This is a genomic window from Comamonas sediminis (genome assembly GCF_041107495.1).
Taxonomy (GTDB): domain Bacteria; phylum Pseudomonadota; class Gammaproteobacteria; order Burkholderiales; family Burkholderiaceae_C; genus Comamonas; species Comamonas sediminis.
Genome location: NZ_JBGBDC010000009.1, coordinates 1 through 19,925, shown reverse-complemented (window position 1 = coordinate 19,925; position 19,925 = coordinate 1). Strand labels below are relative to the sequence as shown.

Sequence of the window (19,925 nt, the reverse complement as noted above, 5' to 3'; positions counted from 1 at the left end):
TTGCGCGCAGTCTAGCGCATGGCGCAGCGGCATCCCAGCAGAATCTGCGATTGCCGTGCCGGGCGCTTGACTGCATACTGCGATGGATGAGCACCGTCACATCGCCTACGCCGCACCTCGAAGCATCCGCCTATGTCTCTATGCAGGGTCTGGATAACGCCTATATCGAAGGCCTGCGCGACATTTTTGAAGAGCGCATCGTTTTCAACAAGCTGCTGGGCCTCAAGCTGCAGGCGGTGCAGGGCGATGCGGTCTGGGCCAGCCTGGAGATGCGCAACGACCTGATCGGCCATTTTGGCCTGCAACGCGTGCATGGCGGCGTCATCAGCGCCAGTCTGGATGCGTTGGGCGGCATCGCGGTGATGGCGGCTTCAGGGGCCAAACATGCCGGTGAGCCCGTGATGCAGCGCCTGATGCGTTTTGCCAAGCTGGGCACCATTGATTTGCGGGTCGACTACCTGCGCCCAGGCACCCACGGCCCCTTTGCGCTGCAGGCCCGGGTGCTGCGGCTGGGCTCGCGGGTGGCGACCACGCGCTCGGATTTTTGCGACAGCAGCGGCCAGGTGCTGGCCACCGCCACGGCAGCCTATATCGTGTCCTGATGCGGGCTAGCGGCGCACAGGGATGTTGGGAAATGTGAGATTTGTCCGACGTATGAAAGTATTGATAGGAAAGGCCGCCATAGTTGCCTGCTGTTACGACTAGTGTCAAATTTTGTGAACACCCTAGCTATAAATTGAATAGCATGTAGAAGCTTTTCACAAGGAGAACCGATGGCTGTACAAAACCCTTTTTTCGGCGGGCGCCGTGACAACGACTCTTCCGCCTCCAAGTTCATGGGAGGCAATGCCTCCAGTTCATCGGGCAGCACCTTGCCCAGCACCGCTGCCGGCTCTGCCAGTTCCGTGCTCGGCGGCAACCTGAGCGGCCACAAGGCCGATGAGCCCGGCAACCCTTCTCCTACCTCTTCCTATACCAGCACCGTGACCTCTGACACCACTCCCGGCACCGGCAGCAAACTGACTGTTGGCCCCAATATCAAACTCAAGGGCGTCGAGATCACCGATTGCGACACCTTGGTGGTGGAAGGCACGGTCGAGGCCACGATGGATTCGCGCGTGATCCAGATCGCTGCCGAAGGCGCGTTCCGTGGCTCGGCCGAGATCGACATCGCCGAGATCCATGGCGAGTTCGAAGGCAATTTGACCGTGCGCGACAAGCTGGTGATTTTTGGCAGCGGCCGGGTGCACGGCAAGATCCGCTACGGCAAGGTCATCATCGAAGAAGGTGGCCAGCTGACCGGCGAGATCGAGTGCTCCAACAGCACGCGCAAGCCCGTGGCCGCCAGCGCCACGGCCACCAAGACGGAAAAGCCGGCCGAAAGCCTGGCCTGATCGCTGAGGCCCCGGCCTCCCGCTTGTGAAAAAGCCGCTGCAGCGCAGGATTGCGTTGCAGCGGCTTTGGTGTTTATGGGCCATTAGCCCGTGGCCAATCAGACCGGCAGCGGAGGCACGGTGCGGGGATGGCCTTCGTCATCGATGGCGACATAGGTCAAGGTCGCCTCGGTCACCTTGAAGAACTGGCCCTGCTTGGACAGGCGCTCGGCAAATACCTCGACCTGGACCGTCATCGACGTGGTGCCCACGCGTACCAGCTTGGCGTAGAACGACAGGATGTCGCCGACACGCACCGGCTGCTTGAAGATGAACTCATTGACCGCCACGGTGACGGTGCGGCCGCGCGAATGGCGCAGCGGCAGCACCGAGCCGCCCAGATCCACCTGCGACATGACCCAGCCACCAAAGATATCGCCGTTGGCATTGCAGTCAGCAGGCATGGGAACAACGCGCAAAACCAGCTCTTTGTCCTGGGGAAGCTCATTGGATGCAGTGCGTGGGGTATTCATGGTCACAATGGAGGTCTATAACAAACCCACCATTGTCTCCGATGCGACGTTATGCCGAGGCGCCCGCCGCCACAAGCCCTACCCCCCATGATGGGAAAACTCTGACCGCTGGCGACGGCCGCACCTTGAAGCGCCTGCTGCCGTATCTGTGGACCTACAAGTGGCGCGTGCTGGCCGCCCTGGTGCTGATGGTGGGGGCCAAGGTCGCCAATGTCGGCGTGCCGGTGCTGCTCAAGCATGTGGTGGATGCGCTCGACATCCGCCCTGGCAACCCGCAGGCCTTGCTGGTGGTGCCGGTGGGCTTGCTGCTGGCCTATGGGGGGCTGCGGCTGCTGACCTCGGTGTTTGGCGAGCTGCGCGAGCTGGTGTTCTCCAAGGCCACGCAGGGCGCCGCACGGGCGATTGCGCTGCAGACCTTCGAGCATCTGCATGCGATGAGCCTGCGCTTTCACCTGGAGCGCCAGACCGGCGGCATGACCCGTGACATCGAGCGCGGCGTCAAAGGCGTCGAATCGCTCATCTCGTACTCGCTCTACAGCATCGTGCCCACGTTGATCGAGCTGGCGCTGGTGCTGGGCATCCTGGCCGTGCAGTTCGACATCTGGTTTGCGATCATCACCATCGTGGCGCTCACGGTCTACATCACGTTCACCGTCGTGGTCACCCAGTGGCGCACGCATTTTCGGCGCGAGGCCAACCTGATCGATTCCGCGGCGCACAGCAAGGCCATCGACTCGCTGCTGAACTACGAGACGGTGAAGTACTTCAACAACGAGGCCTTTGAAGCCCAGCGCTACGACGGGGATCTGGAGAAGCTGCGCCGCTCGCGCCTCAAAAGCCAAAGCAGCCTGAGCCTGCTCAACAGCGGCCAGCAGCTGATCATTGCGGTGGCCTTGGTGGCCATGCTCTGGCGCGCCACCCAGGGCGTTGTCGATGGCCGGTTGAGCCTGGGCGATCTGGTGATGATCAATGCCTTCATGATCCAGCTCTACATTCCGCTCAATTTTCTGGGCACCCTGTACCGCGAGATCAAGCAAAGCCTGACCGACCTGGACCGCATGTTTGTGCTGATGGACCAGCAGCGCGAAGTGGCCGATGCCCCGGCCGCCCAACCACTGGCGCTGCAAGCCGAGCCCGAGCTGCGCTTTGACGATGTGCATTTTGCCTACCACCCGGACCGACCCATTCTGCAGGGCCTGAGCTTTGTCGTGCCTGCGGGCAAGACCGTTGCCGTGGTGGGCCCCTCGGGCGCCGGCAAATCCACGTTGGCGCGGCTGATCTTCCGCTTCTACGATGTGCAGTCGGGTGCCATCCGCATTGCCGGCCAGGACATCCGCGATCTGACCCAGGACAGCCTGCGCCGCGCCATCGGCATCGTGCCGCAGGACACCGTGCTATTCAACGACACCATCGCCTACAACATCGCCTATGGCCGCCCGGGTGCCTCACAAGAGGAGATCGTGCAGGCCGCGCAGGCGGCGCGCATCCACGCGATGATTGCCGCCTCGCCAGAAGGCTATGCCACCCGTGTGGGCGAGCGTGGGCTCAAACTGTCGGGCGGTGAAAAGCAGCGCGTGGCCATCGCCCGCACCCTGCTGAAAAACCCGCCCATCCTCATCTTTGACGAGGCGACCTCGGCGCTGGACTCGGCCAACGAGCGCGCCATTCAGCAGGAACTGCAAAAGGCCGCGCAGGGCAAGACCACCTTGGTGATCGCCCACCGCCTGTCCACCGTGGTGGACGCGCATGAAATCCTGGTGATGGATGCGGGCCGCATTGTGGAGCGCGGCACCCATGCGCAGCTGCTGGCGCTGGGCGCGCGCTATGCAAGCATGTGGGCCCTGCAGCGCAACCAGGCGCAGCAGTAATGGGCAGAGGGATTAACGCTTGCTGCGCGACAGCCGCTTGGCATTGCGCACGGCCTTGGCATGGACGGGCGTCAGGCCGGCATCGAGCACCTCGGTGACCGCCTGCACCTGCTGCGTCACCATGCGCGAGGTGGCCTTGCCCACGCCAAAGGCGGCGAGCGGGTTGCTGCTGCTGGGTGCCAGCATGGGTGTGGTGCACAGGCTGGCGGCGGTCTGCCAGTAGGAGGTACAGGCCTGGGTCCACATGCCCATCCACGACTCGTAGAAGGCCACCACCTTTTCGCTGCCCATGCGGTAGAACTCCTGCTGGTCGCGGGCAGATGGATGGGTGCCGGCGAGCATCATCCGGCCCACGCGCTGTGCGACCACCTGCGGCGCAGCCAGACTGAGCTCCAGGCTTTTGTGGGCCAGATTCTGGACCTTGGCTTGGGTTTTGTGTTGGGCGTTCATGGTATCCACAGCGGAGTTGGTACTGGGGAAATTGTAGAAAGTAATGAAGAATGCTGCATTGCAACAATTTCACCCGCCTGTGCCCATGGTTTTTATGCAAGTCTTTGAATTAATGCGTTTATCTCTTGTTTTGCACCAAAGTTGTGCGGTAGGTCTACGGCTTGCCAAGGCCTAGGACGGCGCATTGTTTGCAATGCGCTGCGCATCCTGTTGCGCCAGCGCTGCCAACTCGGCCTCGCTGAACACCCGCGAGCGGGTATGGAAGGCCTTGCCCTCGGGTCCTTCGAGCGAGAAGGTGCCGCCGCCGTGGGTGTCGATCACATCGATGATGAGCTGGGTGTGCTTCCAGTACGCGTACTGGGAGGTGCTCATGTAAAACGGGCAGCCACCAATATCGCCCAGGAAGACATCGCCCTGGCCGATGGTCAGCTCGCCCAGCAGGTAGCAGTTGGCTGCGCTGTTGTCGCAGCAGCCGCCCGATTGGTGAAACATCAGGCCAGGGCCATGCTTGTCTTTGAGCAGGGCAATCAGTGCTTGCGCGGCCGGGGTGGCCACCACTTTCTCCACAACCATCATGCTGTCTCCGGTGATGGCAGGCGAGCCTGGGCCGGGCCTGCCGTGAAGGGGTTGCCCAGGCGGCGTGCGTGGCCCCGGCCCCTGCTGCGGCTGCAGTGGGGGCCGGGCACACCGCCCAGCACACCGTTTATTAGAAGAAGCCCAGCTTGTTTTCAGAGTAGGACACCAACAGATTCTTGGTCTGCTGGTAGTGGTCCAGCATCATCTTGTGGTTCTCACGGCCGATGCCCGATTCCTTGTAACCGCCAAAGGCGGCGTGGGCGGGGTAGTGGTGGTAGCAGTTGGTCCACACGCGGCCCGCCTTGATCGCGCGGCCCATGCGGTAGGCCAGATTGCCATTGCGCGTCCAGACGCCCGCGCCCAGACCGTACAAGGTGTCGTTGGCCAGCTCCAGCGCTTCTTCTTCGGTCTTGAAAGTGGTCACCGCCAGCACCGGGCCAAAGATCTCTTCCTGGAAGATGCGCATCTTGTTGTGGCCCTTGAACACGGTGGGCTGCACATAGTAGCCGCCTTCCAGATCGCCGCCCAGCTTGGCTTCGGCGCCGCCGATCAGCACCTCGGCGCCTTCCTGGCGGCCCAGGTCCAGGTAGCTGCTGATCTTGATCAGCTGCTCCTTGCTGGCCTGCGCACCCATCATGCTGTCGGTGTCCAGCGGGTTGCCGTGTTTGATGGCGGCAATGCGCTTGAGCACCTTTTCCATGAAGCGGTCATAGATGGATTCATGGATCAGTGCGCGGCTGGGGCAGGTGCAGACCTCGCCCTGGTTGAAGGCAAACAGCACCAGCCCTTCGATCGCCTTGTCCAGGAAGGCGTCGTCATGGTCCATCACATCGGCGAAGAACACATTGGGCGACTTGCCGCCCAGCTCCAGGGTAGCGGGGATCAGGTTGTTGGCGGCGGCCTGGGCGATGACGCGGCCCGTGCTGGTCGAGCCGGTAAAGGCGATCTTGGCGATGCGCTTGCTGTTGGCCAGCGGCATGCCCGCCTCCCGGCCGTAGCCGTTGACCACATTGAGCACGCCGGCAGGCAGCAGGTCCTCGATGAGCTCGATGAGAATCAGCAAGCCGATGGGCGTGGATTCGGCGGGCTTGAGCACCACGCAGTTGCCTGCGGCAAGGGCGGGGGCCAGCTTCCAGGCGGCCATCAGGATGGGGAAGTTCCAGGGAATGATCTGGCCGACGACGCCCAGTGGCTCATGGTAGTGGTAGGCCACGGTGGTGTTGTCGATCTCGCTGATGCCGCCTTCCTGCGCCCGCAGCGCGCCGGCAAAGTAGCGGAAGTGGTCGGCCGCCAGCGGAATATCGGCATTGAGCGTCTCGCGGATCGCCTTGCCGTTGTCCACGGTTTCGGCATAGGCCAGCAGTTCGGTGTTTGCGTCGATGCGGTCGGCAATCTGCAGCAGCACATTGGAGCGCTCGGCGGCCGATTTCTTGCCCCAGGCGTCTGCCGCTGCATGCGCGGCATCCAGTGCCAGCTCCACGTCTTCAGCCGTCGAGCGTGCGGCCTGCGTGTAGACCTGGCCATTGATCGGCGAGACCACATCAAAGTACTGGCCCTTGACGGGCGCCTTCCACTGGCCGCCGATGAAGTTGTTGTACTGCTTCTTGTAGCTGATCTTGGCGCCCGATTGGCCGGGAAATACGTATTGCATGGTTTGTCTCCTTGGAAATTGGATGTCTTAAGCTGATTCGCGCCGCTGGCAAAGCCGCTGACGGCACGAGTCACCAGGGACATATCAAGATGCATGCCAGCGTGAAAAGCGAGGCAAGTGTTTGATTTTTATCAGTCTGATAGCGCGCAATGGCAGCCGCTGGTACAGCGCCGGACAGTGCAGGTGTTCCAATCTGGAACAGTCGGACAGCGTCATGGCTATTCGCGGCTTCTCCGAGCGGCTGCTTTCCTATACTGTTCCCATGGGCCTGCGCAGACAGGCTTGCAAGGAGACGACATGGATCCCCAGATCACCTCCCAGGTGCTGCGTCAGGCACGGGTGCATTTGTTGGCACATGGTGAATGCCCGCCCGGGGCCGTGCAGGCGCGCATTGCCAGCTCCTGGGAGCGCAGTCTGCGCGCAGGGGTGCAACCGGTGGGCCGTGTCTCTGGCGGCGATCCGCTGACGGGGACCGAAATGCGCCAGGTGCTCACCCGCAGCGAAGATCTGCTCGCCATTGCCCGGCCGGTGATGGACTATGTGTTCGAGCAGATCCAGGACAGCCACAGCATGGTCATCCTGGCCAATGCCCAGAGCACCTTGCTGCATACCTTGGGCGATGCGCCGTTTCTGAACAAGGCCGAGCGGGTGGCGCTGCGCAGTGGCGCGATCTGGACCGAAGAGGCGCGCGGCACCAACGCGATTGGCACGGCACTGGTGGAGGCCACACCGCTGCGCGTCGAAGGCGCCGAGCACTTTCTGGAAGCCAACAGCTTTTTGAACTGCGCGGCCTCGCCCATCTTCAGCGCCCAGGGCCAACTGCTGGGCGTGCTCGATATCTCCGGCGACCAGCGGCTGGCCCAGGCCCATACCCTGGGGCTGGCCACCACTGCGGCCCGCATGATCGAAAACCGCTGGCTGCTTGCGCGCCACCAGCGCGACTGGCGCATGCATTTCCACACCCAGGCCGAAGGGGTGGGCACCGCCGCCGAGGGCATTCTGGCGCTGGCGCCGGATGGCTTGCTGTTGGGTGGCAACCGCGCGGCCATGCACAGCCTCAAGATTGCCGCTGCCGACTGGGGCCATCTGCACTGGGACGACATCAGTGCCATGCCACTGCGCGACTGGCTGGCCCGGGGTCACACCCACACCGAGCGCCTGCATCTGGCGGCCTTGCACACCGGCCGCAGCGTGTTTGCGCGCCTGGTGCTGCCCCCGCAAGCCACAGCGGCAGCCGCTACGCCAGCTGTGCTGAGCAGCGATCGCGCTGTCCGTGCGCCGCTGGCGGGGGTGCCTCTGCGGCCTGCGCCCGATGCGCTGGCCCAGCTCGACACCGGCGACCCGACCTGGCGCGCCGCCGCAGAGCGTGGCCGGCGCACCTTGGGCAAGGGCATTGCCTTGCTGGTGCAGGGCGAATCGGGCGTCGGCAAGGAGCTGTTTGCCCGCGCCTTGCATGACAGCGGCGCACGCCATGCCGGGCCTTTTGTGGCCATCAACTGTGCGGCCATTCCAGAGCATTTGATCGAGGCCGAACTGTTTGGCTACGAGTCAGGAGCTTTTACCGGCGCCCGGCGCGATGGCCAGCTTGGCCGTCTGCGCGAGGCCCAGGGCGGCACCTTGTTCCTTGACGAAATCGGCGATATGCCGCTGGCGCTGCAAACCCGCTTGCTGCGCGTGCTGCAGGAGCGCAGCATCACGCCGCTGGGGGGCGGCAAGGCCCAGCAGCTGGACTTTGCTTTGGTCTGCGCCACCCACCACCAGCTGCGCGAGGCCGTGGCGCAAGGGCGCTTTCGGGCCGATCTGTTCTACCGCATCCATGGCCTGGCCTTGCAGTTGCCCGCGCTGCGCGAGCGCAGCGACCGCGAGGCCATCACCCGCCGCTTGCTGGACCAGTTCAACCCCGGCCAGTCGGTCAGGCTGCACCCCGATCTGGCCTTTGCGATGGCGCACTATCCCTGGCCCGGCAACCTGCGCGAATATGCCAACGCGCTGCAGACCGCATCGGCGCTGCTGCTGCCCGGTGAGGACACGATTGGCTGGTCCCAGCTCTCGGACGATCTGGCGCAGGAGCTGCTGCGCTACCGCGAAGGCGCGCCGATGGCGGTCGCTGCTGTGGCGGCGCAAGCGCAGCCGCCCAGCCTGCCGGCCACCGATCTGAAAACCCTCTCCCATGCTGCCATTGCCCAGATGCTGCAGCAGTGCCGGGGCAATGTGTCGCAGGCGGCCAAGCTGCTGGGCATCAGCCGGCAGACCCTGTACCGCCGGCTCAAGGCGGCTTAGCATGGCCTAAGATAGCGCTTCGCCGGAACATGGTGTGCCGGCCGTTTGTTGGAATACCCATGCCCGCCTCTGAAAACGCTGCTGTCGCCTCCTGGTCTTCCCGATTCTGGGCCGATATCAGCACGCGCGAATTTGCCCAGGCGCAGACCAGCGGCCTCGCAGCCAGCACGGTGGCAGTGCTGCCGGTGGGCGCGGTGGAACAGCATGGCCCGCATTTGCCGGTCTCCGTCGATGCCACCTTGCTGCAAGGCATTGTGGCGGCGGCGCTGCCCCTGCTGCCGGCCGATGTGCCGGTGCTGGTGCTGCCAGCGCAGAACATCGGTCTGAGTACCGAGCACCTGAACTTTCCCGGCACCCTGAGCCTGCCGCCCAAGCTCATCATTGATCTCTGGACGGCGCTGGGTCAGGCGGTGGCGCGGGCCGGCATCCGCAAGCTGCTGATGTTCAACACCCATGGCGGGCAGGTGGCGGTGATGGATATCGTCGCGCGCGAGCTGCGCATGGCCCATGGCATGCTGGTCTACAGCAGCAGCTGGGGCGGGCTGCCGTTGCCGGCCGAAGTGACGGGCTTGTTCAGCGCCAAGGAGCACCGCTTTGGCATCCATGGCGGCGAGGTGGAAACCTCGATGATGCTGCACCTCGCACCTGCGCAGGTGGACATGGCGCAGGCGGGCTGTTTCCATTCCACGTCGCAGGACCGGGCGCGGCGCTTTGCGATTGTGGGCAACGGCAAGAGCGCCAAGATGGGCTGGGCGATGGAAGACTACAACCCCTGCGGCGCCGTCGGCAATGCTGCTGGCGCCACGGCAGACAAGGGCCGCGCGGTGGTCGAGGCAGCGGCCCAGCAACTGGCCTTGCTGCTGCAGGAGATCCACCAGCTGGAGTGGACAGTAGCTCCCCGCTGAAGTCTTGCACGCGCAGAATCAGCCGCCCAGCACCTGGCTGAACACTGCCGCATCCACATTGCCGCCGGTCAGCGCCAGGCCCATGGTCTGGCCGGCGATCAGCTCGCGTTCCTGCAGCGCGGCGGCCAGCGCAGCGGCACCTGCGCCTTCGGCGACATTGTGGGTATCGGTGAACAGACAGCGCATGGCTTCGCGCACTTCGTCGTCGCTGACGGCCACCAGGTGGTCCAGGTGCTGGCGCAGCACGGGCAGGGCCATCGGGTCGGCGCGGCGCACGGCCATGCCGTCGGCAATCTCGGTGCTGACCACCGCCTCGACCACCTCACCGGCGGCGATGGAATCGCGGTAGGTGGTGGCACCCGTGCTGATCACCCCGATAATGCGCACCGGGTGCTGCAAGGCCAGCTTGGCGGCCACGGCCGCACAGGCGCCCGAGCCCAGGCCAATCGGCACATAGACGGTCTGCAAATGCGGCACGGCGCGCAAAAACTCCCACCAGTAGGTGCTGACGCCGCTGACCAGGTCCGGGTGGTAGCTGGGCACCATATGGGCGCCAGTCTGCTCGGCCAGCGCGATCGCATGCTCGCGGGCGGACTGGAAGTCGTCGCCGTGCTCGATCAGCTCCGCACCCAGCGAACGCATCGCCATGTTCTTCTCGACCGAGTTGCCATGGGGCACGACGATGGTGCAGCGCACGCCATGGCTGCGCGCGGCCCAGGCGATGCTCTGGCCGTGGTTGCCGCGCGTGGCGCTGATCACCTGGGCGGGCAGGTTGCCGCGCGCGGCCATTTGCGCGAAATAGGCCAGGCCGCCCCGGATCTTGAATGCGCCCACCGGCGTGTGGTTCTCATGCTTGAGCCAGCACTCGGCCCCCAGGCGTTCGCCCAGTAGCTGCCAGCGGTACTGCGGCGTGGCCTGGAACTCACGGTAGACGATGCGGGAGGCGGCTTCAATCTCGGCGAGGCTGGGAAGGGAGATGGCTTGCATAGATCAGAAAAGAGAGTGCGTTGAAGAGCGGATCAGAGAGGGCTGCGCAGCTGCACCGGCCCCTTGGGCGTGTGCAAATCGGCGGCCAGCGCCGGCGTGGGGGCATGCGCTACCTGCAAGGCGGGGTGGCTGCCCAGGCCCAGGGCCTGCAGCGCGGTGTGCAGGGCTGCGGCATCGGGATGCAGCAGTTGCAGCCGCTGCAGTGCGACGCCCTTGTCCGCCAAGTTGGCTTCCGGGTGCTGGTTCCCCCATTCAATCAACGTGGGCAGCAGGCCTTGGAGCAGGCGCTGGCCATCGGGGCGCAAGCCAATCTGCCAGGCCAGCAGGCCCCGGGGCATTTGCCGGCTGGCGGCCTGGGGCGTGCCGGCCGCATGGCCGAGCGCGCGCAAGGCTTCGGTGGCCTGGGTGATGCCGTTGGCGCGTGCGACCCAGTGGGTCAGCAGCGGCCCCTGGCTGCGCACCTGCGCCTGCAGCGCGCTGTCGTCCATGTCAAACCAGCGGCGGTGGCTGCTGGGCGCCTGGCCTTGCGGGTCGACCGCGATGATCTCCAGGTAGCTGCCCGCAAAAGCCGGGCTGCTGATGCGCAGCAGGCGGTTGTGGGTGCCCATGAAGGCATGCTGGCCGCCTGCGTCAGGCGTCACGCCCAGGGTCGCCTCGCACCAGGCCAGGCCTTCATCCAGGCTGGCCGCCATGACGACGAGGTGGTCCAGGGCGGCATGGCTCACAGCAGCACCTCGCCCCGGATGCCGGCGGACACATGGCCGCCGACCCAGACCTGGCCGGCCGCATCTTGCGCGATGTTGACGATGCCGCTGCGGTCCAGGTTGATGCCCTGGCTGGCGACATAGGGGGCCTGCAGATGGCCATCGGCCAGCAGCCACTGCGCCAGGCTGGCGTTGAGGCTGCCGGTGATCGGGTCTTCGCTGAGGCTGGTGCCGGCGTTGAACCAGACGCGCACCTCCACGTCGGCCTCCGCTGCACGCGGCGCCTGGCCCGAGGCGCTGTCAAAGGCACGCGCCTCGCGGCTGGCGCGGCCGATCAGCGTCTTGCCCGCTTGCGGGTACAGCGCCGCCACGGCCAATTCCATGCCCAGGCCATGCAGCGCCATCAGATCGGGCTGCATCGCGAGGATGGTGTCAGGGTCGTCCAGCAGCAGGGCCCAGAACTCGGGTCCGTTGTTGAGCTTTTGGCGGGCCAGCACCTGGCCTGCCTGTAGACCGGTAGCCTGCAGCACCGGGGCCAGTTCTGCATCTGCAATCTCGCTGCGGCTGAGCGACGGGGCGGCAAAGGCCAGACGGCCGCTGCGCGCGTCCTGCTGCAAGGGCACCAGGCCCTTGGCGCATTCCTGCACCACGCGGCCGGCTTGCTGCGGCTGGCCGCCGGCTGCCAGCCAGGCGTGGCAACTGCCCAAGGTGGGGTGGCCGGCAAAAGGCAGCTCGCCGCCGGGGGTGAAGATGCGCACCCGGTAGTCCGCACCCTGGGCACGGCCCTCGGGTGTGGGTGGCAGCAAAAAGGTGGTTTCGGACAGGTTGGTCCAGCGGGCAAAGGCCTGCATGGCCTCATCGCCCAGGCCTTCGCTGTCCAGCACCACGGCCAGCGGGTTGCCACGGTAGGCGGTTTCGGAAAACACATCGACCTGCATAAAGGCGCGTGTACGCATGGGAACTTCCTTTCTTCAGTATTCACAGAATGACCTGGCCTGTCAGCACGCTGTGCACCTGGCCCTGTACCCAGATCTGGCCTTGCGCATCGGCCACCAGGCGCATGCGGCCCGCGCGGCCGATGGCTGCCCCTTGTTGCACGCGGTACGGCAAGGCGATATGGCCGGCAGCGCCGAGCCACTGGGCCAGGCTGGCATTGAGGCTGCCGGTGGCTGGGTCTTCGGCGATGCCATGGGCGGTCAAGGTGATGCCGCGCACTTCCAGCACTGGCTCTGCCGCCATCGCCCCGCTGCTGGGTGTGTGGATGGCGCAGAGGCCGGCTTTGACGCCCAGTGTCCGCAGCGCCACCGCGTTGGGCTGGGCGCGTGGCAGCATATCGGTGCTGCGCATCAGCAAACCCATCCAGCGCGATCCGTTGTCCAGCCACTGCGCGGCGAGCAGGTCATCGGCCTGCAAGGCCAATGCGGCCAACACCTGTGCCTGCAGACCGGCAGGCACCTCGCTGCGCTGCAGCGGTGGCGCGGCAAAGGCCAGGCCTGCGTGGTCCATGCCGCTCGCAGAGGAAGAGCGTTGGATGCTGACCAGGCCCTTGGCACATTCCTGCACCACCACCTGCGCCTGGCGCGGCGTACCGCCCGCGTTGAGCCAGGCCTGGCAACTGCCCAAGGTCGGGTGGCCGGCAAAGGCCAGCTCGCCTGCCGGGGTGAAGATGCGCAGCCGGTAGTCAGCGCCACATGCGGCCCCCTCGGGCGTGGGCGGCAGCACAAAGGTGGTTTCGGACAGGTTGGTCCAGCGGGCAAAGTCCAGCATGGCCGCGTCGCCAATGCCTTCGCCATCGAGCACCACGGCAAGCGCATTGCCTTGCAGCGCATGGTGGGCAAATACATCGAGCTGGGCAAAGCGGCGTGGCTGCATGGTAGGGGGGTGGAGGGAAAAAAAGCAGGGCGCGCCGTGGTGGCGCGCTGCGGGGCGCGGGTTGGGCGGCGCTTACTCGATCGTGATGTCCAGCACGCCCCGGCTGGCCGGGCGGGCCAGCATCGCGGCAAACCAGCGTTCCACATGCGGGTAGTGGGGCCGCTGGTAGGCGGCGGCGGGCAGGTTCCACCAGCGGTGCACCTCGCAGGCGACGGGCATGTCGGCCATGCCGAACTGCGCGCCTTGCAGATAAGGGCGGCTGGCCAGATGGCGGTCCAGCAGTTGCAGCAAGGGCTCCATCGCGGCGATGGACGCGGCGATCTTTTGCGCATCGCGCTGCTCGGGTGCGGTGCGGATAAGCTGGATAAAGGCATCGCGCCCGGCGGGGTTCATCGTCGTTTGCTGCCAATCCATCCAGCGCTCGGCATCAAAGCGCTGGGCCAGCGCTGCCGGATAGAGCACACCGGGCGAGTAGCGGGCGCAGAGGTAGCGCACGATCACGTTGGATTCGAACAGGGTCAGCTGCATGGCGCCTTCGCCGTCTTCGATCACCGGCACCATCGCATTGGGGTTGCGGGCCAGGTACTCGGGCGTCTGCGTGCCGCCGAACTTGCCGCCGGTGTCTATGCGCTCAAACGCAACGCCCACTTCCTGCGCGGCCCAGACGGCCTTGCGCACATTGATCGAGCTGATGCGGCCCCAGATTTTCAGCATGTGTCTTCCTTGGTGTGTGCTGCGTGGTGGTGTGGTGGCCAGAGAGCCTGCCTTGCGGGCCTGCTCTCTGGCGATGTAGCCTGCTGGCTTACCGGGCGGCCAACGTGGCCCGCACCGTATCGGCCAGTGCCTTGATGGCGATATGGATCTGCTCTTCCGAGGCCGTCACATAGGACAGGCGCATCGTGCGGTTGTCAGGCTGGCTGGCATAGAAGGCGCTGCCGGGCACATAGGCCACATTGCGCTCGACGGCAGCTGGCAGCATGGCAACGGTGTCAATGCCTTCAGGCATGCGCACCCAGAGGAACATGCCGCCCGTGGGCGTGGTCCACTGCACATCCAGGTCGGCGAAATGCGTGCGCAGTGCGGCCAGCATTGCATCGCGCTGCTTTTTGTAGAGCGCGCGGATGGTGGGCACATGCTGGTCCAGAAAGCCGCTTTGCACCACCTCGGCCACCATGCGCTGGTTGAAGGTGGGCGTGTGCAGATCGGCCGCCTGTTTGGCCTGCAGCAGCTTGCTATAGACCGCCTTGGGTGCCACCACATAGCCCAGGCGCAGGCCCGGTGCCAGCACTTTGGAGAAGGAGCCCAGGTACACGCCGCCTTCCGGGTTGCGGGCCGTCAGTGGGGCGGGCGGCGCCTGGTCGTACCAGAGGTCGCCGTAGGGGTTGTCCTCCAGAAATGGGATGCCCAAGGTGGCCAGGCGGTCCACCACAGCCTGGCGGCGGGCCTCGTCCATGCTGCGGCCGGTGGGGTTCTGGAAGTTGGGCAGCAGGTAGACCATGCGTGCCTTGTCCGCGCCCTCGCCCGCCTTGCGCGCCAGGTCGTCGGGGATCACGCCATGGTCATCGCTGTCCACGCCTACCACCCGGGGCTGCTGGGGCGAGAAGGCCTGCAGGGCGCCCAGATAGGTCGGCGTCTCCACCAGAAGGCGGCTGCCCTCGTCGAGCAGGATCTTGCCCATCAAATCCAGGCCCTGCTGGGAGCCGGTGGTGATCAGCACCTGGTCGGGGCTGACGTCCCAGGGCAGTTGCTTGGCCACAAACTCGCGCAATGGCGCATAGCCTTCGCTGGCGGCGTATTGCAGTGCAGACGCACCGTCCTGCAGCAGCACCTTGTCGGCTGCTTCCTTGAAGGCAGCGATCGGGAAGGTCTTGGGGGAGGGCAAGCCACCGGCCAGGCTGATGATGCCGGGCTTCTCGGTCACTTTCAGGATCTCGCGGATCACCGAGGGGTTCATGCTGGCGGCGCGTTTGGCCAAGGTCCAGTTCGTCATCATTTCCTCATCTCTTTGACAGGCAGCCGGGGCGACAGCGCCCTGGCCGGGGTGGATGCAGCGCAGAGCCACCGCAGGTTGGAATGGTGGCAGTGGCCGGGCGTCTGGGGTTGGGCACGGCGGGCGGACACTGCCGGCAGGCTTTTGGCCTGCATGGTTCTTTGCAGGGGCAGGCCAGCGCACAGGCCTGCCGGTGGGGCTTTGATTGTCTAACTAGTAGAAGGATTGTTGGCAGCTGCACAGACTTTATTACCTGCAGGCTCAGGCCTTGACCATCCATACCGCCGTCAGCACCAGGATCAGCGCCATCGCCCGGTTGAACCAGAGCAGACGCTGGCCCTGGGCCAGCCAGCTGCGCAGCAGCGCGCCGACCGAGGCATACAGAAAGTTGCTGGCAAAGGCGTAAAACAGCATCACCGGCAGCACAATCGCCAGACGCGCCAACGCATCCTGAAAGCCGACAATCCAGCCCGCGACAATGGCCAGCGCCAACAGCCAGGCCTTGACGTTGACAAACTGCAAGCCGACGGCCTGCCAAAAACCGAGCAGGTGGCCGTTCTTGGTCTCGGCCAGTTGGCCGCTGCGGCTGAGTTTGTAGGCCAGCCAGACCAGGTACACAATGCCGACCGCCTTGATGGCGCCTTTGAGGGCGGGCGCTGCCATCACCAACGCACCCACGCCGCTGGCGCACAGCAGCAGCAACGCGCCCCAGCCCATGGGCACGCCCCAGACAAAGCGCATGGCGGACTTGAGACCCCAGTTCGCGCCCATCGCAGCGGCCATCGTCGTGTTGGGCCCGGGGGTAAAGCTCATGGCCGTGGCCAGAACCAGAAATGCGCTGAACTCTACGGCGGTCATTGTCGTTGTCATGGTGATCGTGTCCACTGCCTTCGGGGAGGCCCATCATGCACCGGCGCTGCCAGCTTTCGGCGGAGCGAAGGCGCAGGCCAGTTGCAGCGGAGACAGCCGGGACCTTGGGGGCAGGCTTGCCTCAAATAATGTAGCTTTGATAGCAATACAGTTACAGTACAGACAGAAAATCAATACCATGAACTGTATTGGTTCCAAAACCGGTACATCTCCCCTCTATTGCCATGCTGACCCGCGACACCACCCATACCCTGACCGAGCAACTGGCGGCGCGCTTTGCAGAACGCATCCGATCGCGCCTGTTACCAGCCGGTGCACGCCTGCCATCGGTGCGGGCCTGTGCCGCCCAGCAAAGCGTCAGCCCCTATACCGTGGTCGCCGCCTATGATTTGCTGCAGGCCCAGGGCTTGGTGGAGGCGCGCCGCCAGCGCGGCTTCTACGTGCGCGACTATGTCGCCAAGGCCGTGGTTACAATGCCTTCCGCACCGCCGGTGGCCAAGGACAGGACCTTGAAGGACGCGGTGTCGCTGCCGGCCGCATCGGCCCGCATCAATGCGACCTCGCTCATTCGCGGCATGATGCACAAGGCCACGCATCCGCAGCCGGGTGCCGGCATGTTCCCGCCCGAATGGCTGCAGAACCAGTTTCTGCAATCGGCGCTGCGCAAGGTCGTGGGTTCGGATGCGCTGCATGCCATGCACTGGAGCTACGGCGCGCCCATGGGCGATGAGTTGCTGCGCGCGCTGCTGGCCGATCGCCTCAAGGAACTGGGCTTGCCGGTGGGGATGGAGCAGGTGATGACCACGATGGGCGCAACCCAGGGCCTGGACATTGTCAGCCGCACCTTGCTGAAGGCGGGCGATGCGGTGATGGTCGAAGAGCCTGGTTGGTCGGTAGAGTTTGCCCGGCTGGCGGCGCTGGGCATGCAGGTGCTGCCGGTGCCGCGCGGGCCCGATGGCCCGGATCTGGCCGTCATGCGCCATTACTGCGAGACCCATGCGCCCAAGCTGTATGTCAGCGTCAGCGTGCTGCACAACCCCACCAGCTACAGCCTGCACCCGGCAGCGGCCCACCAGGTGCTGCAGCTGGCGCAGTCCTTCAATTTCTATATTGTTGAGGACGACACCTACAGCCATATCGCACCCGAGCATGCCACCCGGCTCAGCGTGCTGGATGGCCTCCAGCGCAGCATCTATGTGAGTGGCTTTGCCAAGATCCTGGCGCCCAACTGGCGCGTCGGCTATATGGTGGCGCCACCGGATCTGGTGGACCGCATGCTGGACACCAAGCTGCTGTCCACCTTGACCAGCCCGGCGCTGATGGAGCGCGCGATGGCGCTGTGCATCGAAAACGGCCAGCTGCGGCGCCATATCGAGCGCATGCGCAGCCGCCTGGTGCAGGCGCGCAAGCACAGCGTGCCGCTGGCGCTGGAGTCCGGCTGCCGCTTTGTCACCGAGCCCGCAGGCATGTTCGGCTGGGTGGATACCGGCATGGATACCGAGGTACTGGCCCAGCGCATGCTCGATGAAAACTACCTGATTGCGCCGGGCAGCCTCTTCCATGCCAGCCGCCAGCCATCCACCTTGATGCGCATCAACTATGCCTGCACGCAGGACCCGAGCTTCTGGCGGGTTTATCAGCAGGTGCGTGCGGAGTTCCCGCAGGCCGAACCCATGCCGCGCTGAGCCGCTGAGGGCTGAGCGCGGCGCCGGATCAGCTGGCCAGCTCTTCCCAGCGCATCAAGGCTTCGAGCAGCTGCTCTTCAATGGCGGCATCGCGCTGCTGCAACTGCATCGCCTGGCCGTAGTCCTTGGTGTAGAGGCTGCCATCAGCCAGCTTGGCCTGGATATCCTTTTGCTCGGCTTCCAGCTCGGCGATGCGGGCCGGCAAGGTATCCAGGTCGCGCTGGTCCTTGTAGCTGAGCTTGCGCTTGGGCTGTGCGCTGGGCACAGCTGCTGCAGCGGGCGCTGGCGCGGGGGCCGCTGCGGCGGCCTTGGTCTCCTTGGCTTGCTTGCTGGTCTGGGCAGCGTCGCGCTGCTCGGCAATCTCACGCGAGCGGCGCGACTGGATCAGCCAGTCCTGTACCGAGCCTTCGTACTCGCGCCAATGGCCATCACCTTCGGCGGCGATGATGCTGGTGACCACGTTGTCCAAAAAGGTCCGGTCATGGCTGACCAGGAAGACGGTGCCGTCGTACTGCTGCAGCAAGTCTTCCAGCAGGTCCAGGGTGTCGATGTCCAGGTCATTGGTCGGCTCGTCCAGCACCAGCACATTGGCCGGGCGGGCAAACAAGCGGGCCAGCAGCAAGCGGTTGCGCTCGCCACCCGACAGGGAGCGCACTGGCGAGTGCGCGCGTGCGGGCGAGAACAGGAAATCGCTCAGGTAGCTTTTCACATGCTTGCGCTGGTTGCCGATCTCGATCCATTCGCTGCCCGGGCTGATGAAGTCCTCCAGGGTCGCATCCAGATTGATCGCATCGCGCATCTGGTCAAAATACGCTACCTGCAGGTTGGCGCCCTGGCGGATCGTGCCGCTGTCTGCAGCCAACTCGCCCAGAATCATCTTCAGCAAGGTGGTCTTGCCGGCGCCGTTGGGGCCGAGCAGACCGATCTTGTCGCCGCGCAGCACCGTGGTGCTGAAGTTGCGCACAATGGTCCGGTCGCCAAAACGCTTGCTGACGTCGGTCAGCTCCGCCACGATCTTGCCTTGGTAGGCACTGCCCACGCCCGAGGCAATGTCCATCTTCACGCTGCCCTGGGCGGTGCGGCGTGCCGCATGTTCGCTGCGCATTACCTTGAGCCGCTCGATCCGGCTCTGGCTGCGGGTGCGGCGTGCTTCGACACCCTTGCGGATCCAAATCTCTTCCTGGGCCAGCAATTTATCGGCCTTGGCATTGATCACCGACTCTTGTGCCAGCTGCTCCTGCTTTTGCACCACGTACTGCGCAAAGTTGCCGGGGTAGCTGCGCAGCTGGCCACGGTCCAGCTCCACGATGCGGGTCGCCACCGCATCCAGAAAGGAGCGATCGTGGGTAATAGTGATGATGCTGCCCTTGAACTCCTTGAGCAGGTCTTCCAGCCAGGCGATGGAGTCCAGATCCAGGTGGTTGGTCGGCTCATCGAGAAACAGCACATCGGGGCGCAATACCAGCGCCTGGGCCAGCGCCACGCGCTTTTTCACACCGCCGGACAGATTGCCGACGACTGCTTGTGGGTCCAGGTGCAGGCGCTGCAGAGTTTCTTCCACGCGCTGCTCCCAGTTCCAGGCATCAAAGGCCTCGATCTGGGACTGCAGGGCATCCAGGTCTTCGCCGTCTTCGGCGGCAAAGTAACGGTCACGGATGGCAGTCACTTCCGCCAGGCCGTCAGAGGCTGCTTCAAAGATCGTGTGTTCCAGGTTCAGGTTGGGTTCCTGGGCCACATAGGCGATGCGCAAGCCGTTCTGCAATTGCAGTTGGCCGTCATCGGCCTTCTCCATGCCGGCGAGAATCTTCAGCAGCGAGGACTTGCCTGCGCCATTGCGGCCAATGAGGCCAACCCGCTCCTGGGACTCCAGGGCGAAGTCTGCGTGGTCCAGTAAGGCAACGTGGCCAAAGGCGAGTTGCGCGTCTAATAAGGTAATCAATGCCATGTTGGCGCCATTATCGGGTGCGCGCCAACAGCGGCCCGGTTGCAGGGGGATCGGCGCCGGCAGGCGCTGCATCTGCTGCTGCCATGTCCCTGCGTCGTCATCTGTAGGTCATGCGGATGCGGTTCAATCAGAAATTTTCGCCAACTGCGTGACGCCCCGGGAAAACGCCTATACAATAGCGTCTATCGACAGCACGATGCCTTGCAAAGCTGCCAGACTCGAAAGAGGGCGGTTCG

Annotated in this window: 18 protein-coding genes; 6 read left to right on the top strand and 12 right to left on the bottom strand. The window is 64.8% G+C overall.

Annotated features, from left to right (window positions below; all coding sequences use genetic code 11):
• Positions 1 to 140: 140 nt before the first annotated feature.
• Both AB7A72_RS19215 and AB7A72_RS19210 read left to right on the top strand, forming a co-directional pair.
• Positions 141 to 602, top strand: a complete 462-nt coding sequence (locus tag AB7A72_RS19215; RefSeq protein ID WP_312417215.1) for a thioesterase family protein — start codon at positions 141 to 143, stop codon at positions 600 to 602.
• Between the two features lie 171 nt (positions 603 to 773).
• Positions 774 to 1,394, top strand: coding sequence for a bactofilin family protein (locus AB7A72_RS19210; RefSeq protein WP_369460856.1), 621 nt, complete (start codon positions 774 to 776; stop codon positions 1,392 to 1,394).
• Between the two features lie 98 nt (positions 1,395 to 1,492).
• Here AB7A72_RS19210 and AB7A72_RS19205 read toward each other — a convergent pair whose 3' ends face one another.
• A complete protein-coding gene (locus AB7A72_RS19205; protein WP_239810602.1) occupies positions 1,493 to 1,906 on the bottom strand; it encodes an acyl-CoA thioesterase in 414 nt (137 codons plus the stop codon).
• Positions 1,907 to 1,947: 41 nt separating this feature from the next.
• On the opposite strand from AB7A72_RS19205, the gene AB7A72_RS19200 reads away from it, so the two are divergent.
• The gene (locus AB7A72_RS19200; RefSeq protein WP_369460855.1) at positions 1,948 to 3,774 is read left to right on the top strand and encodes an ABCB family ABC transporter ATP-binding protein/permease; all 1,827 of its coding nucleotides are present in this window, start codon (positions 1,948 to 1,950) and stop codon (positions 3,772 to 3,774) included.
• A gap of 12 nt (positions 3,775 to 3,786) precedes the next feature.
• Here the strand turns inward: AB7A72_RS19200 and AB7A72_RS19195 are convergent, their stop codons facing one another.
• From AB7A72_RS19195 to exaC, 3 genes are all read right to left on the bottom strand, one after another.
• On the bottom strand, positions 3,787 to 4,224 hold the full coding sequence (locus AB7A72_RS19195; protein WP_369460854.1) for a polyhydroxyalkanoate granule-associated phasin: 438 nt from the start codon (positions 4,222 to 4,224) through the stop codon (positions 3,787 to 3,789).
• A gap of 171 nt (positions 4,225 to 4,395) precedes the next feature.
• Positions 4,396 to 4,797: a DUF779 domain-containing protein gene (locus AB7A72_RS19190; RefSeq protein WP_369460853.1), complete on the bottom strand. Its 402-nt coding sequence runs from the start codon at positions 4,795 to 4,797 to the stop codon at positions 4,396 to 4,398.
• A gap of 133 nt (positions 4,798 to 4,930) precedes the next feature.
• On the bottom strand, positions 4,931 to 6,451 hold the full coding sequence (gene exaC, locus AB7A72_RS19185) for an acetaldehyde dehydrogenase ExaC (RefSeq protein WP_239810606.1): 1,521 nt from the start codon (positions 6,449 to 6,451) through the stop codon (positions 4,931 to 4,933).
• Between the two features lie 297 nt (positions 6,452 to 6,748).
• Here exaC and AB7A72_RS19180 point away from each other — a divergent pair, with 297 nt between their 5' ends.
• Positions 6,749 to 8,731: a sigma-54-dependent Fis family transcriptional regulator gene (locus tag AB7A72_RS19180; protein WP_369460852.1), complete on the top strand. Its 1,983-nt coding sequence runs from the start codon at positions 6,749 to 6,751 to the stop codon at positions 8,729 to 8,731.
• A 59-nt stretch (positions 8,732 to 8,790) separates the two neighbouring features.
• Positions 8,791 to 9,636 carry a creatininase family protein gene (locus AB7A72_RS19175; RefSeq protein WP_369460851.1) on the top strand — a complete coding sequence of 282 codons (846 nt, stop codon included), beginning with the start codon at positions 8,791 to 8,793 and terminating at the stop codon, positions 9,634 to 9,636.
• Between the two features lie 18 nt (positions 9,637 to 9,654).
• Here AB7A72_RS19175 and AB7A72_RS19170 read toward each other — a convergent pair whose 3' ends face one another.
• The 7 genes from AB7A72_RS19170 to AB7A72_RS19140 all read right to left on the bottom strand — a co-directional run bounded on the left by AB7A72_RS19170 (position 9,655) and on the right by AB7A72_RS19140 (position 16,047).
• Positions 9,655 to 10,623 carry a threonine dehydratase gene (locus tag AB7A72_RS19170; RefSeq protein WP_369460850.1) on the bottom strand — a complete coding sequence of 323 codons (969 nt, stop codon included), beginning with the start codon at positions 10,621 to 10,623 and terminating at the stop codon, positions 9,655 to 9,657.
• 32 nt (positions 10,624 to 10,655) lie between these two features.
• Complete coding sequence (locus AB7A72_RS19165) at positions 10,656 to 11,348, bottom strand: VOC family protein (protein ID WP_369460849.1); 693 nt, start codon at positions 11,346 to 11,348, stop codon at positions 10,656 to 10,658.
• Positions 11,345 to 12,283 carry a PhzF family phenazine biosynthesis protein gene (locus AB7A72_RS19160; protein ID WP_369460848.1) on the bottom strand — a complete coding sequence of 313 codons (939 nt, stop codon included), beginning with the start codon at positions 12,281 to 12,283 and terminating at the stop codon, positions 11,345 to 11,347. Before AB7A72_RS19160 ends, AB7A72_RS19165 begins: the two co-directional genes overlap by 4 nt.
• A gap of 22 nt (positions 12,284 to 12,305) precedes the next feature.
• Positions 12,306 to 13,199, bottom strand: coding sequence for a PhzF family phenazine biosynthesis protein (locus AB7A72_RS19155; protein WP_369460847.1), 894 nt, complete (start codon positions 13,197 to 13,199; stop codon positions 12,306 to 12,308).
• A 72-nt stretch (positions 13,200 to 13,271) separates the two neighbouring features.
• Positions 13,272 to 13,913, bottom strand: a complete 642-nt coding sequence (locus tag AB7A72_RS19150; RefSeq protein WP_369460846.1) for a glutathione S-transferase family protein — start codon at positions 13,911 to 13,913, stop codon at positions 13,272 to 13,274.
• A gap of 88 nt (positions 13,914 to 14,001) precedes the next feature.
• On the bottom strand, positions 14,002 to 15,189 hold the full coding sequence (locus AB7A72_RS19145) for an aminotransferase-like domain-containing protein (protein WP_369460961.1): 1,188 nt from the start codon (positions 15,187 to 15,189) through the stop codon (positions 14,002 to 14,004).
• A 261-nt stretch (positions 15,190 to 15,450) separates the two neighbouring features.
• On the bottom strand, positions 15,451 to 16,047 hold the full coding sequence (locus AB7A72_RS19140; RefSeq protein WP_239812843.1) for a LysE family translocator: 597 nt from the start codon (positions 16,045 to 16,047) through the stop codon (positions 15,451 to 15,453).
• Between the two features lie 236 nt (positions 16,048 to 16,283).
• Here AB7A72_RS19140 and AB7A72_RS19135 point away from each other — a divergent pair, with 236 nt between their 5' ends.
• The gene (locus AB7A72_RS19135; RefSeq protein WP_369460845.1) at positions 16,284 to 17,744 is read left to right on the top strand and encodes an aminotransferase-like domain-containing protein; all 1,461 of its coding nucleotides are present in this window, start codon (positions 16,284 to 16,286) and stop codon (positions 17,742 to 17,744) included.
• A 28-nt stretch (positions 17,745 to 17,772) separates the two neighbouring features.
• Here the strand turns inward: AB7A72_RS19135 and AB7A72_RS19130 are convergent, their stop codons facing one another.
• Positions 17,773 to 19,689: an ATP-binding cassette domain-containing protein gene (locus AB7A72_RS19130; RefSeq protein ID WP_369460844.1), complete on the bottom strand. Its 1,917-nt coding sequence runs from the start codon at positions 19,687 to 19,689 to the stop codon at positions 17,773 to 17,775.
• Between the last annotated feature and the right edge of the window lie 236 nt (positions 19,690 to 19,925).

Coding starts and splice junctions, on each gene's coding strand:
- AB7A72_RS19215 (WP_312417215.1), top strand. CDS start 141: ATGCAGGGTCTGGATAACGCCTATATCGAAGGCCTGCGCGACATTTTT.
- AB7A72_RS19210 (WP_369460856.1), top strand. CDS start 774: ATGGCTGTACAAAACCCTTTTTTCGGCGGGCGCCGTGACAACGACTCT.
- AB7A72_RS19205 (WP_239810602.1), bottom strand. CDS start 1,906: ATGAATACCCCACGCACTGCATCCAATGAGCTTCCCCAGGACAAAGAG.
- AB7A72_RS19200 (WP_369460855.1), top strand. CDS start 1,948: ATGCGACGTTATGCCGAGGCGCCCGCCGCCACAAGCCCTACCCCCCAT.
- AB7A72_RS19195 (WP_369460854.1), bottom strand. CDS start 4,224: ATGAACGCCCAACACAAAACCCAAGCCAAGGTCCAGAATCTGGCCCAC.
- AB7A72_RS19190 (WP_369460853.1), bottom strand. CDS start 4,797: ATGGTTGTGGAGAAAGTGGTGGCCACCCCGGCCGCGCAAGCACTGATT.
- exaC (WP_239810606.1), bottom strand. CDS start 6,451: ATGCAATACGTATTTCCCGGCCAATCGGGCGCCAAGATCAGCTACAAG.
- AB7A72_RS19180 (WP_369460852.1), top strand. CDS start 6,749: ATGGATCCCCAGATCACCTCCCAGGTGCTGCGTCAGGCACGGGTGCAT.
- AB7A72_RS19175 (WP_369460851.1), top strand. CDS start 8,791: ATGCCCGCCTCTGAAAACGCTGCTGTCGCCTCCTGGTCTTCCCGATTC.
- AB7A72_RS19170 (WP_369460850.1), bottom strand. CDS start 10,623: ATGCAAGCCATCTCCCTTCCCAGCCTCGCCGAGATTGAAGCCGCCTCC.
- AB7A72_RS19160 (WP_369460848.1), bottom strand. CDS start 12,283: ATGCGTACACGCGCCTTTATGCAGGTCGATGTGTTTTCCGAAACCGCC.
- AB7A72_RS19155 (WP_369460847.1), bottom strand. CDS start 13,199: ATGCAGCCACGCCGCTTTGCCCAGCTCGATGTATTTGCCCACCATGCG.
- AB7A72_RS19150 (WP_369460846.1), bottom strand. CDS start 13,913: ATGCTGAAAATCTGGGGCCGCATCAGCTCGATCAATGTGCGCAAGGCC.
- AB7A72_RS19145 (WP_369460961.1), bottom strand. CDS start 15,189: ATGACGAACTGGACCTTGGCCAAACGCGCCGCCAGCATGAACCCCTCG.
- AB7A72_RS19140 (WP_239812843.1), bottom strand. CDS start 16,047: ATGACCGCCGTAGAGTTCAGCGCATTTCTGGTTCTGGCCACGGCCATG.
- AB7A72_RS19135 (WP_369460845.1), top strand. CDS start 16,284: ATGCTGACCCGCGACACCACCCATACCCTGACCGAGCAACTGGCGGCG.
- AB7A72_RS19130 (WP_369460844.1), bottom strand. CDS start 19,689: ATGGCATTGATTACCTTATTAGACGCGCAACTCGCCTTTGGCCACGTT.